General features: G+C 63.0%; 16 protein-coding genes and 1 tRNA gene. 7 read left to right on the top strand and 10 right to left on the bottom strand.

All coding sequences use genetic code 11. The features are described from left to right. Positions 1–164 precede the first annotated feature (164 nt). The 3 genes from blaOXA to NKH29_RS02585 form a co-directional block, all read right to left on the bottom strand. Positions 165–980, bottom strand: a complete 816-nt coding sequence (gene blaOXA, locus NKH29_RS02595; protein ID WP_352998942.1) for a class D beta-lactamase — start codon at positions 978–980, stop codon at positions 165–167. A gap of 146 nt (positions 981–1,126) precedes the next feature. Next, entirely contained in the window at positions 1,127–1,501 is a 375-nt protein-coding gene (gene yidD, locus NKH29_RS02590) for a membrane protein insertion efficiency factor YidD (protein WP_031194332.1), read from the bottom strand. A 79-nt stretch (positions 1,502–1,580) separates the two neighbouring features. Further along, entirely contained in the window at positions 1,581–1,748 is a 168-nt protein-coding gene (locus NKH29_RS02585; RefSeq protein WP_198030511.1) for a hypothetical protein, read from the bottom strand. 92 nt (positions 1,749–1,840) lie between these two features. On the opposite strand from NKH29_RS02585, the gene NKH29_RS02580 reads away from it, so the two are divergent. Continuing rightward, the gene (locus tag NKH29_RS02580; RefSeq protein ID WP_352998940.1) at positions 1,841–2,755 is read left to right on the top strand and encodes a LysR substrate-binding domain-containing protein; all 915 of its coding nucleotides are present in this window, start codon (positions 1,841–1,843) and stop codon (positions 2,753–2,755) included. On the opposite strand, the gene NKH29_RS02575 is transcribed toward NKH29_RS02580, so the two are convergent. Continuing rightward, the gene (locus NKH29_RS02575; protein ID WP_352998938.1) at positions 2,752–3,198 is read right to left on the bottom strand and encodes an iron-sulfur cluster assembly scaffold protein; all 447 of its coding nucleotides are present in this window, start codon (positions 3,196–3,198) and stop codon (positions 2,752–2,754) included. The two genes, NKH29_RS02580 and NKH29_RS02575, sit on opposite strands and share 4 nt — an antisense overlap. A 240-nt stretch (positions 3,199–3,438) precedes the next feature. Here NKH29_RS02575 and folE point away from each other — a divergent pair, with 240 nt between their 5' ends. The 3 genes from folE (at position 3,439) to NKH29_RS02560 (ending at position 5,638) form a co-directional block, all read left to right on the top strand. Beyond that, entirely contained in the window at positions 3,439–4,101 is a 663-nt protein-coding gene (gene folE / locus NKH29_RS02570; RefSeq protein ID WP_352998936.1) for a GTP cyclohydrolase I FolE, read from the top strand. 10 nt (positions 4,102–4,111) lie between these two features. Continuing rightward, positions 4,112–4,582 (top strand): phosphoribosyl-AMP cyclohydrolase, encoded by a 471-nt coding sequence (hisI, locus tag NKH29_RS02565; protein WP_352998934.1) that lies wholly within the window; start codon positions 4,112–4,114, stop codon positions 4,580–4,582. 84 nt (positions 4,583–4,666) lie between these two features. Then, positions 4,667–5,638 (top strand): patatin family protein, encoded by a 972-nt coding sequence (locus tag NKH29_RS02560; RefSeq protein WP_352482159.1) that lies wholly within the window; start codon positions 4,667–4,669, stop codon positions 5,636–5,638. Positions 5,639–5,658: 20 nt separating this feature from the next. On the opposite strand, the gene recJ is transcribed toward NKH29_RS02560, so the two are convergent. The 5 genes from recJ to NKH29_RS02535 all read right to left on the bottom strand — a co-directional run bounded on the left by recJ (position 5,659) and on the right by NKH29_RS02535 (position 11,686). Continuing rightward, the gene (gene recJ, locus NKH29_RS02555) at positions 5,659–7,443 is read right to left on the bottom strand and encodes a single-stranded-DNA-specific exonuclease RecJ (RefSeq protein ID WP_352998932.1); all 1,785 of its coding nucleotides are present in this window, start codon (positions 7,441–7,443) and stop codon (positions 5,659–5,661) included. 60 nt (positions 7,444–7,503) lie between these two features. After that, positions 7,504–8,487, bottom strand: coding sequence for a class II fructose-bisphosphatase (gene glpX / locus NKH29_RS02550; RefSeq protein ID WP_352586956.1), 984 nt, complete (start codon positions 8,485–8,487; stop codon positions 7,504–7,506). A 199-nt stretch (positions 8,488–8,686) separates the two neighbouring features. Next, positions 8,687–10,000, bottom strand: a complete 1,314-nt coding sequence (locus NKH29_RS02545) for a homoserine dehydrogenase (protein WP_352586954.1) — start codon at positions 9,998–10,000, stop codon at positions 8,687–8,689. A 41-nt stretch (positions 10,001–10,041) separates the two neighbouring features. Then, positions 10,042–11,259 (bottom strand): LL-diaminopimelate aminotransferase, encoded by a 1,218-nt coding sequence (locus NKH29_RS02540; RefSeq protein WP_352998931.1) that lies wholly within the window; start codon positions 11,257–11,259, stop codon positions 10,042–10,044. 40 nt (positions 11,260–11,299) lie between these two features. Next, positions 11,300–11,686 (bottom strand): hypothetical protein, encoded by a 387-nt coding sequence (locus NKH29_RS02535; RefSeq protein ID WP_352998929.1) that lies wholly within the window; start codon positions 11,684–11,686, stop codon positions 11,300–11,302. Between the two features lie 97 nt (positions 11,687–11,783). Here NKH29_RS02535 and NKH29_RS02530 point away from each other — a divergent pair, with 97 nt between their 5' ends. The 3 genes from NKH29_RS02530 (at position 11,784) to NKH29_RS02520 (ending at position 15,325) form a co-directional block, all read left to right on the top strand. Then, positions 11,784–13,619 carry a PHA/PHB synthase family protein gene (locus NKH29_RS02530; protein ID WP_352998927.1) on the top strand — a complete coding sequence of 612 codons (1,836 nt, stop codon included), beginning with the start codon at positions 11,784–11,786 and terminating at the stop codon, positions 13,617–13,619. 327 nt (positions 13,620–13,946) lie between these two features. After that, a complete protein-coding gene (locus NKH29_RS02525; protein WP_352998982.1) occupies positions 13,947–15,077 on the top strand; it encodes a YcbK family protein in 1,131 nt (376 codons plus the stop codon). A 173-nt stretch (positions 15,078–15,250) separates the two neighbouring features. After that, positions 15,251–15,325: transfer RNA gene (locus tag NKH29_RS02520), tRNA-Glu, on the top strand. Between the two features lie 121 nt (positions 15,326–15,446). Here NKH29_RS02520 and NKH29_RS02515 read toward each other — a convergent pair. After that, the gene (locus NKH29_RS02515) at positions 15,447–15,743 is read right to left on the bottom strand and encodes a DUF982 domain-containing protein (RefSeq protein WP_023678889.1); all 297 of its coding nucleotides are present in this window, start codon (positions 15,741–15,743) and stop codon (positions 15,447–15,449) included. Positions 15,744–15,875 lie beyond the last annotated feature (132 nt).

Here is a 15,875-nt window from a genome sequence, read left to right as displayed (position 1 = left end):
TTCTCCTATCCAGTCCCGCAAACGAGCGCGGGTGGTAAAATGCACGTCGCCCAAAACTGCGTAGCGATTTTGGGGTTGCGACTTACATCAAGTAAGAGCCGGATGCGTCCGGCGGCGAGCGGTCTTTTATGGGCAGTTTTCGGCGCCGTAAAGCCGGATTTAGGTCACCCGAGGAGATTCGGCAGCTCTTTCAGGAACATCGCCCGCGTCTTGAGCCCCTTCGGCGTGTCGGAACGTTTCGTATCGACTACGAGGCGGGCAAAGACGATCTTGCGAGCATCCTTCTGCGCCCAGCCAACAAACCAGCCAAGCGAGCGCTTGTCGGCATCGTCGCCAAGCCTGGTCGTCCCGGTCTTGCCCTGCACCGTCCAGCGGCCCGCCCGGAAGGTCGGGACAATCGCATTGGTCATCGCATGGGCCTTGTCCGAGACCGGCAGATTCCGCGCCAGCAGCTTGCGCAGGAAATCGACCTGCTCGACCGGCGATATCTCGAGCGAAGAATTCACCCAGGAATGGGTGAGGCCGTCATTCTTGCCGGAATTGCCGGAGACGTCGGTGTTGCCATAGTCCAATCTGGACACATAGCCGGCAAACTGTTTGCTGCCGAGCCGGCGCGTGATCTCGCGTGAGAACCAAAGGACCGAATCCCTTTCCCAGATCGTCGGGTCGACGGTCTTGCGGTCCCGTTTCGGCGCGTTGAACTCCGCTTTGTACTCCCAATTCGGTGTATGCTCGTCGCTCAGGATTCCGGCGTCATAGCCGATCAGCGCCAGCGGAACCTTGAATGTCGAGGCGGGACTGACGCGCTGGTCGCAAACCCCTTGCCGGTACAGCGTCTCGCCGCTCGCGGCGTCGACGATCAGCGTGCATTCGACGTCCCCGAGAGGCGCCGATTGCGCACGGATCGGAAAACCCAACAGCCACGCCAGGACATAGAGAACCACGGCGAAAACGAAGGGAAGACGATCTATCCGGCGCATTTGGTAATCTCTCCTGAAGGGTGTCAGGAGCGGCTTAGCGAGGCGTCTTGTCTCGATTTTGTCTTAAATGCGCTATGTCCGCGCAAGCTGCGGTTAACCCTACCAGATCGTAAACAGCGGTGCGGTTGTGTAACGAACAGTTGCGGTCAACTGTCTAGGTCGCCACGTTTTTTCCCGATCCGCCAGTACCGCCACGGCGCAAACCAGACATAGCGCTCAGCCAGGGTTTCGGGCACGCGGTCGATGCCATGCGTCCCTAACGGCCCGCAGCGCAGCACGCGAAAGAACCCCATCCAGCCGCCGGCCCAAAGTCCATGCCGGGCGATCGCTTCGTGCGCGTATTCGGAACAGGTCGGCAGATGTCGGCAGGAATTGCCCACAAAGCCGGACAGCGTCAGCTGGTAGAGCCGGACGAGCGACGTGCCGAAGACGCGGCCCGGCGTCTTGCGCCACGGGCCGGGCCAGTTGCGTCCTTGTCGAATCGGCCTGGCGCCGTGCGCATGCCGATGTTGGCCGACCACCACAGTCTCCGCGTCGCGTTTCCCTTCAGGATAGATGTGCGCATCGGGCCGGGAACGCAATGCCGTTCCGGCAATCCCGTCACTGCCTCGAACGGCGAACCGGGTACCGGTCGGGCGTCGGCTTCCGACATGCGGCGACGCTGGTCGGCGGCCTCCCCTCGCACCAGTCGCCATGCGGTTTCTCGTCATGCCATTGAAATGTCGCGATCCGCACGACATCGCCCAGGATGTTGAGAAACTGGATCATGGCAGCACTCCTTTGAGCACCGATTAGAGCGCCGCTGGCCTTGCTCTTCAAACGAGTATAACGTCGACGTCAGATAACTCTGAGTTATGCGAATGAAGCGCGGACGCCTCCCCCTGACGGCTCTTAGAAGCTTCGAAGCAGCCGGTCGTCACCTGAGCTTCAGCCGTGCGGCCGAGGAGCTTTATGTTTCGCAGGCAGCGATCAGCCGCCAGATCCGCGAGCTCGAAACATTCCTGCGCCAACCTTTGTTCTTCCGCCATCATCGCCGCGTCGAATTGACCGACACCGGCCGGCGGCTGCTCGAGCAGTTGGTCAGAAGTTTCGGGGGCATCGACAGGCTGCTTTCGGAATTGACGGCGGCCCCGACGCAGTCCGTGGTCCGTGTCAGCGTCGAGCCGTCGCTTGCATCCGTATGGCTGGTGCCGCGGCTCAACCGATTTCGCGAGTTGCGACCCGATATCGACGTTTCCCTTGAGGTCGACCCGAGGTTGATAGAGTTCCGCAGCGATCAGCCTGAACTTGCTCTACGCTTCAGTGCACACGCCACTTCATGGCCACGCAGCGAAGCCGAACAGCTTGCCTCGGTCGTCGATTCACCGGTTCTGTCGCCGGCGCTTCTTGCGTCCGGGCCAGCTCTGGAAAAACCGATCGACCTTGGTCGCTATACATTGCTGCACGAAGAAAACCGTCAGGCTTGGACGCGCTGGTTCGAAGCGGCCGGCGTGACCCCTGAAGCCGTGCCTGCGCGTGGACCGATGCTGGCGGATGCCTCGCTTTCGAAACAGGCAGCCTTGCTTGGACATGGTGTCGCACTGGGCGATCTTTTGCAGATCGGCGAAGAACTTGCGTCCGGCGCGCTGGTCAAGCCTTTCGACATCGACGTTGCGTCCGGCGCCTATTGGCTGGTGGCCAGAAGACTGAATGACCTTTCCGAGCCTGCCAGGGCTTTTGCCGACTGGGTCCGGGCGGAATTCGCCGAAAGCCGGCGTTTTCTTGCCGAGGTTTAGGCCGCCTGTTCCGCCCGCTTCTTCTCGATCTGGCCGATCGCATCGACCACCGCGTCGAAGGTCAGCATGGTCGAGGCGTGGCGCGCCTTGTAGTCGCGCACCGGTTCCAGGTATTTCAGGTCGGCGAAGCGGCCTTCGGGCGGCGGGCCATTTTCCTTCAGCATCTTCAGCATCGTCTCGCGCACGCTGCGCAGTTCTTCGGCGCTGGCGCCGACGATATGCTGCGCCATGATCGAAGACGACGCCTGACCAAGCGCACAGGCCTTCACGTCATGCGCGAAATCGCTGACGACGCCGTCATCCATCTTCAGATCGACGGTCACTGTCGAGCCGCACAGCTTGGAATGTGCTCGTGCGGTTGCGTCGGGCCGGTCGAGCCGGCCGATCCGTGCGATGTTTCCGGCAAAACCCAGAATTTTCGCATTGTAGACGTCGTCGATCATATTTTTCCAATCCGTCGCCACCCAGCGAACAGCGATTGCCGCTCTGGCGTCTTCCTTTCGCCCGGCACGAACATATATAATGGTCGTAGTCGGGTATCGACAAGGCGACCGCAAGTCTCGTCCTGCCCAAATCTGTTCACGCCACTTACGGGCTGGAAACCGGGCGAGTTTCTAACACCCGAAAGGTCGTGGTCCGTTCAACTCGTTCCTCCTGAGAGAGGAACTACGGGAGACGCCTTTATGGACGCCGTTATCAAGAAACTCATGCCGCAGTCGGCCTATATGGAAAAGCCGGTCACCGACCGGCCGAGTGAGGCCGAAGTCGAAGCCGCGGTGCGCACCTTGTTGCGCTGGACCGGCGACAATCCTGACCGCGAGGGCCTGATCGACACGCCGAAGCGCGTCACCAAGGCGTTCCGCGAAATGTTCAACGGCTACGATATGTGCCCGGCCGAGGAGCTTGGCCGCACGTTCGAGGAAGTCGCCGGCTATGACGATCTCGTCATAGTCAAGGACATCACGTTCCACTCGCATTGCGAGCATCACATGGTGCCGATCATCGGCAAGGCGCATGTCGGCTATCTGCCTGACGGCAAGGTTGTCGGCCTGTCCAAGATCGCCCGCGTCGTCGACATCTTTGCCCACCGCCTGCAGACCCAGGAAGCGATGACCGCGCAGATTGCCGGCGTCATCCAGGACGTGCTCAATCCGCGCGGCGTCGCCGTCATGCTCGAGGCCCAGCATATGTGCATGGCCATGCGCGGCATCCGCAAACAGGGCTCCACCACGCTGACCTCGACCTTCACCGGCGTCTTCAAGGATACACCTGAAGAGCAGGTCCGCTTCGTCACCATGGTGCGCGGCGGCGGAACTGATCAGACCCGCGCCGCCTTCGCTAAATAGGGACCGGCGAATGTCGGCATTGGAATTTCCGAAAGCTCCATCTGACAAGAAGGCACTCGAGGAAGGCATCGTCCTTTCACCGCGCTTCGATGCCGGCGGCCTCGTCACTGTCGTCGTCACCGATGCCGAAGACGGCATGCTGCTGATGGTCGCGCATATGAATGCCGAGGCGCTGGCGCTGACACTCGAGACCGGCATCGCGCACTACTGGTCGCGTTCGCGCGACACGCTGTGGAAGAAGGGCGAAACCTCGAGCAATGTCCAGCAGGTCGTCGAGATGCTCACGGATTGTGACCAGGACGCGATATGGTTGCGCGTCAAAGTGCTGGGTCACGAAGCAACTTGTCACACCGGCCGACGTTCATGCTTTTATCGGACGGTGGGGCTGAGCGATGGCAAAGGGACGCTTGCCAACGACGGCAGCAAGCCGTTGTTCGATGCGGAAAAAACGTATCGAAAGCCCAAAACACCATCAGTATGAACCATTCGCAGCACTTCAGCCACGTATATTCATGATTTCGATACGGCCCGCCTGTAGGATGACCGTGGGACAAGGGAGATTGTGATGCTCGACTGGGCGTCATTGCGCAACAGACCTGACGTTCGGGAGGCCAATGGCCTCTCCTCGGCCGCAGGCGCATCCGAAACCAAATCTCCAGGTAAAACAGGGATCTCGCTGGCATTGGGCGGCGGCTGCGCGCGCGGCTGGGCGCATATCGGCGTGCTGCGCGCGCTTGACGAAGCCGGCATCGAAGTGTCGATGATCGCCGGCACCTCGATCGGCGCGCTGGTCGGCGGCTGCTATGTTGCCGGCAAACTTGACGAGCTGGAAGAATTCGCGCGCAGCCTGACCAGGCGGCGCATTTTTGGCCTTCTCGACCTCAATCTACGCGGCAGCGGCCTGTTCGGTGGCATGAAGCTCGACGCACGGCTGCGCGAGCACATAGCCGGCATCCGCTTCGAGGACCTACCAAAACCGTTCGTCTGCGTCGCTGCCGAAATCCGCACCGGCCATGAAATCTGGCTGTCGAGCGGCTCGTTGAGTACCGCCATGCGCGCCTCCTACGCGCTGCCCGGCGTGTTCGAGCCGGTCGCCTGCAATGGGCGCGTGCTGGTCGACGGCGCACTGGTCAATCCGGTGCCGGTCTCGGTCTGCCGTGCCTACGAGCAGCCGCTCGTGGTTGCGGTGAACCTTCACTACGATCTGTTCGGCCGCGCCGCGGTGATCAAGCACAGCGCAGGCGAGCTGATCGTCGAGAGAGACGCGCCAAGGGGTGGCCACGCCGATCCCGAACGTCAGTCGCGCGAGACGCGGCTCGGCATCACCGGCGTCATGGTCGAAGCCTTCAACATCATCCAGGACCGCATTTCGCGCGCCAGGCTGGCCGGCGACCCGCCGGACATGTCGCTGCAGCCGAAGCTCAGCCATATCGGCCTGACCGAATTCCACCGCGCCGACGAAGCGATCCGTATCGGCTACCAGGCAACGATGGCGCAAATCGGCGAACTGACCCGGCTGCAGACCGTCCTCGCTTAGGCCGAGCGGTCAGCGAGCTCTCAGGCAAGCGCCGCGTCGACGATACGAAACTGCACCGTGCGGTTGCCGTTCCAGTGATTGCCCGACAATGAGCCGGCGACGTGCACCGGTTTGCCCCTGTTCTTGAACAGGAATTCGCCAAGCGCAGTATCGACGGCGCGAAAGGCGATCGCCTGGATGCGGCCGCCGCTTTCCGACTGCAGGTCGGCGCGGATATGGTTGGTGCCGACCGCCCGCGCATCAACCAGCCGGTGACGCGGCAGCGCGAACACCGGCGCGACATGCCCGGCGCCGAACGGCCCTGCCCGCTCAAGCGCATCGAGCAGCGCAAGCGTCGCGCCCTCGGCGGCAAGCGCGCCGTCGATCGCCAGGCTCTCCTCGCCTTGCAGCCGGAACACATCCACCGCAGCGCGCTCTTCGAAAAAAGCCCGGAGCGCGCCGAGCTTCGCCCGCTCGACGGTGATGCCTGCCGCCATTCCGTGGCCGCCGCCCTTGACGATCAGCCCGGCATCGGCAGCCTCGCGCACCAGCCGGCCGAGGTCGAAGCCCGACACCGAACGGCCTGACCCCGTACCGACGCCATTGGCGTTGAAGGCGATGGCAAAAGCCGGCCGTCTTGCATGGTCCTTGAGCCGCGAGGCAAGCAGGCCGACAATGCCCGGATGCCAGTTGCTGCTGGCTGTGACCACGATGGCCGGACCATTGCCGCCGGCAAGCTCGGCGTCGGCCTCTGAGCGCGCCGCGGCCAGCATCTCCTGCTCCATCGACTGCCGCTCCTGGTTGAGCCGGTCGAGCGTCTCGGCGATGGTGCGGGCCTCGACCGGGTCGTCGGTTGCAAGCAGGCGGCTGCCAAGTGCTGCGTCGCCGATGCGCCCGCCGGCGTTGATGCGCGGACCGATCAGAAAGGCCAGATGGAAAGTGCTGATCGGCTCGCCGATACGCGAGACCCGCGCCAGTGCCGCCAGCCCTTCGTTCCTCTGCTGCCGCGCCACCTGTAGCCCCTTGACCACGAAGGCCCGGTTGATGCCGGTGAGCGGCACCACGTCGCAGACGGTGCCCAGCGCCACCAGATCGAGCAGGCCAAGCAGGTCCGGCGCTGCGGCGTCCGGCAGCCGGCTGCGCAGGATCTTCGCCGTCTGTACCAGGCACAGGAAGACGACGCCGGCGGCGCAAAGATGGCCTTGCCCGGAAAGATCGTCCTCGCGATTAGGATTGACGACCGCAGCCGGCGCCGGCAATGGCCCGCCGACCTGATGGTGATCGAGCACCACGATGTCGGCGCCGGCGGCCTTCGCCGCGTCGATGGAAGCGGCACTGTTGGTGCCGCAATCGACGGTGACGATCAGCGTCGCGCCGCGCGAGACGAGTTCGCGCATCGCTTCCGGATTGGGGCCGTAACCCTCGAAGATGCGGTCCGGTATGTAGATCTCCGACGGCACCGAGAAATGTGCGAGAAAGCGCTTGAGCAGCGCCGATGAGGCGGCGCCGTCGACATCGTAGTCGCCAAAGATCGCCACCTTTTCCCTGGCCATCACCGCCTGGGCGATGCGAGAGGCCGCCTTGTCCATGTCGGTCAGCGATGCCGGGTCGGGCAGCAGGTTGCGGATGGTCGGATCCAGGAACCGCTCGGTCTGCTCGGCGGTGACGCCGCGCCCGGCCAGCACGCGTGCCACGATGTCGGGCACGCCATAGCCTTGCGCGATGGCGAGCGCAGCCATGTCCTGACGCTCGGTCAGCCGGTGTTCCCAGGAAACGCCGGTGGCCGACTGCCTGACATCTAGGAAAAAGCGTCTTTCCCCCGTCACGTGACGCGCCGTCTGCAATTTGTCATTGCGCACAATATGCAACGGCTAACTGAGTCGAAATCAAAACTTTTCCAGATCCTGGTGCCTGGCCTTGATTTCGCGCACGGTTCGCGACGACGAGCGCAGCACGATCGTGTGCGTGGTAATGAAATTGCGGCCGAACTTGACGCCGGCCAGCATATTGCCGTCGGTGACGCCGGTCGCGGCAAACAGCACGTCGCCGCGTGCCATGTCTTGCGTGTGGTAGATCCGTTTCGGGTTGGAGATCCCCATGTTCGCCGCGCGCGCCAGCTTTTCCGGCGTGTCAAGGATCAGCCTGCCCTGCATCTGGCCGCCGGTGCAGCGCAAGGCCGCCGCCGCCAGCACGCCCTCCGGCGCACCGCCGGTGCCGAGATAGATGTCGATGCCGGTTTCGTCCGGGTCGGTGGTGTGGATGACGCCGGCGACATCACCGTCGCCGATCAGCCGGATCGCGGCGCCTGTCGCCCGCACGGCTTCGATCAACGCGCCATGGCGCGGCCGGTCGAGGATGCAGGCGGTGATCTCTGCCACCGGAACGCCCTTGGCCCTGGCCAGGCTGGCAATATTTTCGGCCGGCGAGGCATCGATGTCGATGATGCCATCGGCATAGCCCGGGCCGATGGCGATCTTGTCCATATAGACGTCCGGCGCGAACAGAAGGCTGCCTTTTTCGGCAATGGCGATGACGGCCAACGCATTGGGCAGGTTCTTGGCGCAGATCGTCGTGCCTTCGAGCGGATCGAGCGCGATGTCGACAGCCGGGCCTTTGCCTGTACCGACCTCCTCGCCGATATAGAGCATCGGCGCCTCGTCGCGCTCGCCCTCGCCGATCACCACCGTGCCGTTGATGGCGAGACGATTAAGCTCCTGGCGCATGGCGTCGACCGCGACCTGATCGGCGGCTTTCTCGTCGCCGCGTCCGCGCAATCTGGCGGCCGCGACCGCGGCGCGTTCGGTGACGCGCACCAATTCCATGGTCAGTATCCGGTCGAGGCCGGCGACAATGTTCTGGGCCACATTCATCGATGGATAATCCTCGTTGGCACTTTGTTTTTATGCATGTCGTTGTCCCAAAACCGCCGCACACTTTTGGGCGACATGCATTAGCCTCCCGCCAGAGACGCGCTTCTTGTGTCAAAGCCTCGTGACAACAGCAAGACCTGCGCTGGACCTTTTTGAAAGCGCAGCAATATCAATCGATTAAAGGGAAAACTTGAGACTGCTATCCGGCCCGCTCGATGCGGATGACTTGCGGCTTGTCGGTCAGAAGGCTGTCCCTGGTGATGCCGTCGACGGCCTTGCGCACCGCCGCCTCGGTCGTCTCGTGGGTGACCAGGATGACTGTCTTCTGTGCCTCGGTTTCCGGCCCTGCGGCATGTTGCACGATCGATTCCAGCGAAATGTCGTTGTCGGCCATGCGTTTGGCGATCGCGGCGAAAACGCCGAGGCGGTCGTGCACGGTCAGCCGGATGAAATAACCGCCGGCATGGCTGCGCATCTGCGCCTTTTTGTAGGGCTTCAATTCCTTCGCCGGCCGGCCGAAGACCGGGCCATGCTGGAAGCCAGGCCGGCTCTTGGCAATGTCGGCAATGTCGCCGATCACCGCCGAAGCGGTGGCGTTGCCGCCGGCACCGGGGCCGGAAAGCAGCAATTCGCCGAGGATGTCGGTTTCGATCGCGACCGCATTGGTGACACCGTGCACCTGCGCGATGACCGAGGCCGTCGGCACCATGGTCGGGTGAACGCGCTGCTCGATACCGCTTTCGGTGCGTTGGGCGACGCCAAGCAGCTTGATCCGGTAGCCGAGATCGCCGGCCGCGCGGATATCGGCCTGGCTGATGTTGGAGATGCCCTCCATGTAGATGTCATTGGCCGCAATCCTCGTGCCGAAGGCAAGGCTGGTCAGGATCGACAGCTTGTGCGCGGTGTCGTGGCCCTCGATGTCGAAGGTCGGGTCGGCTTCGGCATAGCCCAGCCGCTGGGCGTCCTTCAGGCAGGCATCAAAGGACAGGCCCTCGGCTTCCATGCGCGTCAAAATATAATTGCAGGTGCCGTTGAGGATGCCGAAGACGCGGGTCACCGAATTGCCGGCCATCGCCTCGCGCATCGTCTTGATGACCGGAATGCCGCCGGCCACCGCCGCTTCGTAGTTGAGCAGCACACCCCTCTTTTCCGCGATCTCGGCCAACGACACGCCGTGCTTGGCAAGCAGTGCCTTGTTGGCGGTGACGACATGGCGGCCGGCCTCGAGCGCTGCCTTCACCGAGGACCGTGCCGCGCCCTCGTCGCCGCCGATCAGCTCGACGAATACATCGATCTCGGCGGTCTGCGCCATCTTGACGGCGTCGTCGAACCACTGTGCTGTGCCAAGATCAACGCCGCGGTCGCGTTTGGGATCGCGGGCCGAAACCGCCGACACGACGATGTCGCGTCCGCACTGCCGCGTCAGTTCCGCCGCTTTGTCGCGCAGCACGCGAGCCACCGACGCACCGACGGTGCCGAGGCCGGCAATTCCAACACGCAACGCTTCAGCCATGTCCGGCGACGCCCCATTCGGTCGATTGATGTGTAGAAAACTCAGCGATGCGCGGCGAGCGGTACGACGTTATTCGGCTGCTTGGCGCTGGATGCGAGGAAGCGTTTGATGTTGCGCGCTGCCTGACGGATCCGGTGCTCGTTTTCGACCAGCGCGATGCGCACGTGATCGTCGCCATGCTCGCCGAAGCCGACGCCCGGCGCCACCGCGACGTCGGCGTGCTCGATCAGGAGCTTGGAGAATTCAAGCGAGCCGAGGTGCTTGAACGGCTCCGGGATCGGCGCCCAGGCGAACATCGACGCCGCCGGTGCGGGAATGGTCCAGCCGGCACGGCTGAAGGCGTCGACCATGACATCGCGGCGTTTGCGGTAGACCTCGCGCACTTCGGCGATATCGGCACCGTCGCCGTTGAGTGCATGCGCGGCCGCCACCTGGATCGGTGTGAAGGCGCCGTAGTCGAGATAGGATTTCACCCGCGTCAGCGCCGAGATCAGCCTTTCATTGCCGACCGCAAAACCCATGCGCCAGCCCGGCATCGAAAAGGTCTTCGACATCGAGGTGAACTCGACCGCGACGTCGATCGCGCCCGGCACCTGCAGCACCGAAGGCGGCGGATTGCCGTCGAAATAAATCTCCGAATAGGCAAGGTCCGACAGGATGATGATGTCGTTCTTCCTGGCGAAAGCCACCACCTCCTTGTAGAAATCGAGCGAGGCGACCAGTGCCGTCGGGTTGGACGGATAATTGAGGATCAGCGCCAGCGGCTTCGGGATCGAATGGCGGATGCCGCGCTCCAGCGCCGGGATGAAACCGTCGTCCGGTTCGACCTGCAGCGAGCGGATGACGCCGCCCGACATGATGAAGCCGAAGGCGTGGATCGGATAGGTCGGATTGGGGCACAGGATCACATCGCCGGGGGCGGTGATCGCCTGCGCCATATTGGCAAAGCCCTCCTTTGACCCGAGCGTCGCCACCACCTGGCTGTCCGGGTCGAGCTTCACGCCGAAACGGCGGGCATAATAATTGGCCTGGGCACGGCGCAGGCCCGGAATGCCGCGCGACGACGAATAGCGGTGCGTGCGCGGATCACGCACTACCTCGCAGAGTTTGTCGACGATGGCCTTGGGCGTCGGCAGGTCCGGATTGCCCATGCCAAGGTCGATGATGTCGGCGCCACGCGAGCGGGCACTGGCCTTCAGCCGGTTGACCTGTTCGAAGACATAGGGCGGAAGCCGGCGGACCTTGTGAAATTCTTCCATGGCAGTTCCAGACAGTTAGGTTGCGGTCGCGCGTATAAGCTTATTTGCAACTAGGGTCGAGAGCGGGGTCGCATTTGCCTTCGATCTGCTTCAGCGCCTCGGCGCCGTGTTTTTTTGCCAGCTGGTCCAGCGCTGCCTGGTCCGCGACCTTGACGCCGCCGCCCTTCGCGGACTGGCCCTGCTCCTCGGCCTTCAGCTGGGCGAGCTTGGCGTTCTTTTCCTCGTCGGTGAATTGCTCGGCCGCCACCTGCGGCGGGATGTTCAGGTTTGGATACGAACCGGTGTCCTTCGCGCCGGCGACGCCAGTGGCGGGCGCTGCACCTTCTATGTTGCTGCTCGTGCAACCGGCCATCGCCAGCAGGACGACTGCCATGCGGCAAAAACGACCAGTGCCGGAAAAAACGTTCTTGCCAATATTAATCGTCATATTGTTTTCCTGGCGGCCGGGTTAGAGCACGTTGGACCCTGTCAGATATCCCATGGTAATATGTCAACAAAACGCTTCGGGAGGAACCCCGCGAACCATGTGCAAAACACCCGATTCGGGCAAAGCGGAAGATGACCAACCTTCGACGGTCGAGCAATATCTGGTTAAGGACCCGGAACGCTTTGCTCTGAACATGGCCCGCATGATCGAGCAGGCCGGCAAGGCCGCCTCGGCATGGGCCGAGCCGCGGGAAAAGGGCGAGGTGCGCGATCATGTCGCCGAGCCGGTCGTCGACATGGTGAAGACGTTCTCCAAACTCACCGAATACTGGCTCTCCGACCCGCAGCGCGCGCTGGAGGCGCAGACACGATTGTTTTCCGGCTATATGACCGTCTGGGCCAATGCCGTTCAGCGCATCGGCGCCGGTGCCGAGGAGACCGAGGATGCGGTCAAGCCCGAGCGCGGCGACAAGCGTTTCCAGGACCCGGAATGGGGCCGCAACGCCTTTTTCGATTTCCTCAAACAGGCGTATCTCGTCACCTCGCGCTGGGCGGCCGAACTGGTCGAGCACGCCGACGGTCTGGACGAGCACACCCGCCACAAGGCCAGCTTTTATGTCAGGCAGGTGTCCAACGCCATCTCGCCGTCGAATTTCATCCTGACCAATCCGGAATTGTTTCGCGAGACCGTCGCCTCGAACGGCGAAAACCTGGTGCGCGGCATGAAAATGCTGGCCGAGGACATTGCCGCAGGCAAGGGTGACCTGAAGCTGCGGCAGGCGGATTATTCACCCTTCGAGATCGGCAAGAATCTCGCCACCACGCCCGGCAAGGTGGTCGGCCGCAGCGACGTCGCCGAAATCCTGCAATACGAGCCGGCGACCGAGACCGTGCTCAAGCGGCCGCTGCTGATCTGCCCGCCATGGATCAACAAATACTACATCCTCGACCTCAACCCGCAAAAATCCTTCATCCGCTGGGCGGTCGAGCAAGGCCACACGGTCTTCGTCATCTCCTGGATCAATCCGGACGAGCGGCACGGCGCCAAGAGCTGGGAGGCCTATATCAGGGAGGGCCTGCAATACGGCCTCGACACGATTGAAAAGGCCACCGGCGAAAAGGACGTCAATGCCATCGGATATTGCGTCGGCGGCACGCTGTTGGCGGCAGCGCTGGCCTTGATGGCGCAGGAAGGCGACCACCGCATCAAATCGGCGACCTTCTTCACCACGCAGGTCGATTTCACCTATGCCGGCGACTTGAAAGTGTTCGTCGACGAGGAGCAAGTCGCGGCCGTTGAAAAGGCAATGAGCGAAAAAGGCTATCTCGACGGCACCAAGATGGCGACTGCTTTCAACATGCTGCGCTCGGGCGACCTGATCTGGCCCTATGTCGTCAACAATTACATGCGCGGCAAGGATCCCCTGCCCTTCGACCTGCTCTACTGGAACGCCGATTCGACCCGCATGGGCGCTGCCAACCATTCCTTCTACCTGCGCAATTGCTATCTCGAGAACAGGCTTTCGCAAGGCATGATGGAGTTGGCGGGCCGCACGGTTTCGCTGAAGGATGTCACCATCCCGGTCTACAACCTCGCCTCGAAGGAGGATCACATCGCGCCGGCTCTGTCGGTGTTCCTCGGCTCGAAATATTTCGGCGGCGAGGTCGACTACGTCGTGGCCGGCTCCGGCCACATCGCCGGCGTCGTCAATCCGCCAGCGGCGCAGAAATACCACTACTGGACCGGCGGCAAGCCGGCTGGGGACTTCGACCAGTGGTTCGCCGGGGCCACTGACCATCCCGGCTCCTGGTGGCCGCACTGGCAGCGCTGGATCGAAGCCAGGGACAATACCCGCGTACCGGCCCGCAAACCGGGCGAGCATATGCAAGTTCTAGGCGAAGCCCCCGGCACCTATGTCAAGGTGCGTGTGTAACCATCTGTAATGTGTGGTGAGTTGACGCGCCGCCAAAAGCGGGCGAAATGGTGTCGTCAACCCTGAGCAGCCTTGATTCATCCTCTAGCCGCCAAATTACTTTGAGGCTTGCAGATTTGACACAGGTCTCGTTTCCGGTTCGGGGAACAAGGGTCATTTCGACGAGACGTTTCGACGCCGCGCCAATGACGAACCGGTCGGATATCGAGGGGGAATTTTGTTTTGAGATCAGCAGGATCGCGCCTCGCGAAGGGAGAAAGCCGCGCCATTGTGGCGGCGCTTTTCTCGGTGCTTCTGGCGTCCTGCACCTCTGCCGGCGACCCGACCATGTCGGTCGGCATGCCAGGCTATAATGCCTCGGCCACCGAAATCAGCACGGCCGCCGGTGCGCCCCAGGCCAGCACGGCCGCCTCATCGTCGCAGATGACAACCGCACAAATGACGATGAATGCAGAGGGCGACGCCAACCTTCCCGAGCAGGTCGCCTATGTGCCAATGGCCAAGCCAGGGGCCAAGTCCGATGCCGGCTTCCCGATCGCCGTTCCCACGGCGGCCGAGACGATCGCGGGACATTCGCCGCAACCGCTGCAACCAAACGCCGAGGCGGCTGAACAGGCCAACGCTGTTGCGCAGAACAGTGCCGCCGCCGATGCCGGCGCATCGAAGCCCAATGCCAAGGCCGCCGCGCCGGCGATGAACAACCCGGTCTATGTGACCGCCGGCGAGATGCCGCAGCCACAGGCCTATGCACCGAAGAAAAACTTCCTGGCCTCGCTGTTCAGCGCTACGCCTGCTTCGGCGGCATCGCCGGCCAACAGCAGATCGGGCGGGCAGCCAGCGGTCTTGCAGGCCAAGGCGACGCCCGCGGCAAAGCCCACCGTCACCCTGGCCTCGGCCAATCCGGCTGAAAAGCCGGTGCAGTTGGCATCGGCCGGCGATACTAGCCACTTCACGGCCGATGCGCTGCCCGGCGTGCGCCAGACGGCACTGTTCGAGATCAAGCGCAAATCCGGCCTCGACGATGAGAGCGACGTCGACCTCAACGAGGACGAAGGTTCGGGTGGCGCCTACCAGGTCGCCTCCGCCGCCGGCCTCGCCCGGCTGGCACCCAACGGTCTCCTGAAACAGAACGAAAGCGTCGATGTCGCCTGCTTGAAGCCGTCGCTGGTTCGCGTGCTGAAGACGATCGAAGGCCACTACGGGCGCAAGATGACGGTCACCTCCGGCTATCGCGATCCGGCCCGCAACCGCCGCGCCAACGGTGCCAAGAACTCGCTGCACATGTACTGCGCCGCCGCTGACATCCAGGTCCCCGGCGTCTCGAAATGGGAGCTGGCGAGCTACATCCGCACCATGCCGGGCCGCGGTGGCGTCGGCACCTACTGCCACACCGAATCCGTCCACGTCGATGTCGGCCCCGAGCGCGACTGGAACTGGCGTTGCCGCAGGCGCGGCTAGGGCGAGGTTCTTCGGGCACTGCGAAGTCCCCTCGGCGACGTTGCATCATGCCGCAAAACCAGCTTGGCTGTCGGAAAGACGCGGTTTGGAGCCAAAGGAAAAAAGTTGTCGCAGCCGGCAGCAGACGGGTTGCCGGTTTGTCGCGACGCAACTATAAGCGCTCACATCTGAACGCGCCCATCGTCTAGCGGTCAGGACACCGCCCTTTCACGGCGGTAACAGGGGTTCGATTCCCCTTGGGCGTACCAGAGACCTCAAGTACTTAGCACATGCCATCGCTAACGCGCTGCGTGACCTTGCCGGACCACCACTCTGATGAGGATGTCGGCAAAGGCTGCCAGACAACTTGAAGATTATGTCGACGGCTCCCTACGCCCGCAGTCCCCTCGCCTCGCCGCCGCGCTTGCGCGGAACCATCATGTCCCTGGCCAGCAGGCCGCTCACCCGGCAAAAGGCCATGAAGGCCCGCCATGCGTCTTCGGTCTCGACGATGTCCACCGTGGCGCCGAAACAGGCGTTGAACGCGGCCTGGTAGGTTGGCCCCTTCCGGCGGACCGGCCACGTTTGCAGGAAATCGAGCGCCTGCTCGACACTGTAGATTTCCTCGACCGGCTGGCCGGGCACAGGCGCGATCCGCACCGGCACCTCGAATTGCAGTCTGTCCATTCGATCTCTCCCGAACCGACGCCCCCGCCGCAACGCCGTTCGTCGCAAAAAGTTGCCGTGACGGCTAATGCTTGGGCCGACTTCTCGCCTGGAAATGTGTCGTCACTGCGGTAGCCAAATGAACCCGGCGGA

It is taken from the genome of Mesorhizobium sp. M1295 (genome assembly GCF_040318135.1).
GTDB lineage: Bacteria > Pseudomonadota > Alphaproteobacteria > Rhizobiales > Rhizobiaceae > Mesorhizobium.
This window is presented reverse-complemented; position numbering and strand designations above follow the sequence as displayed.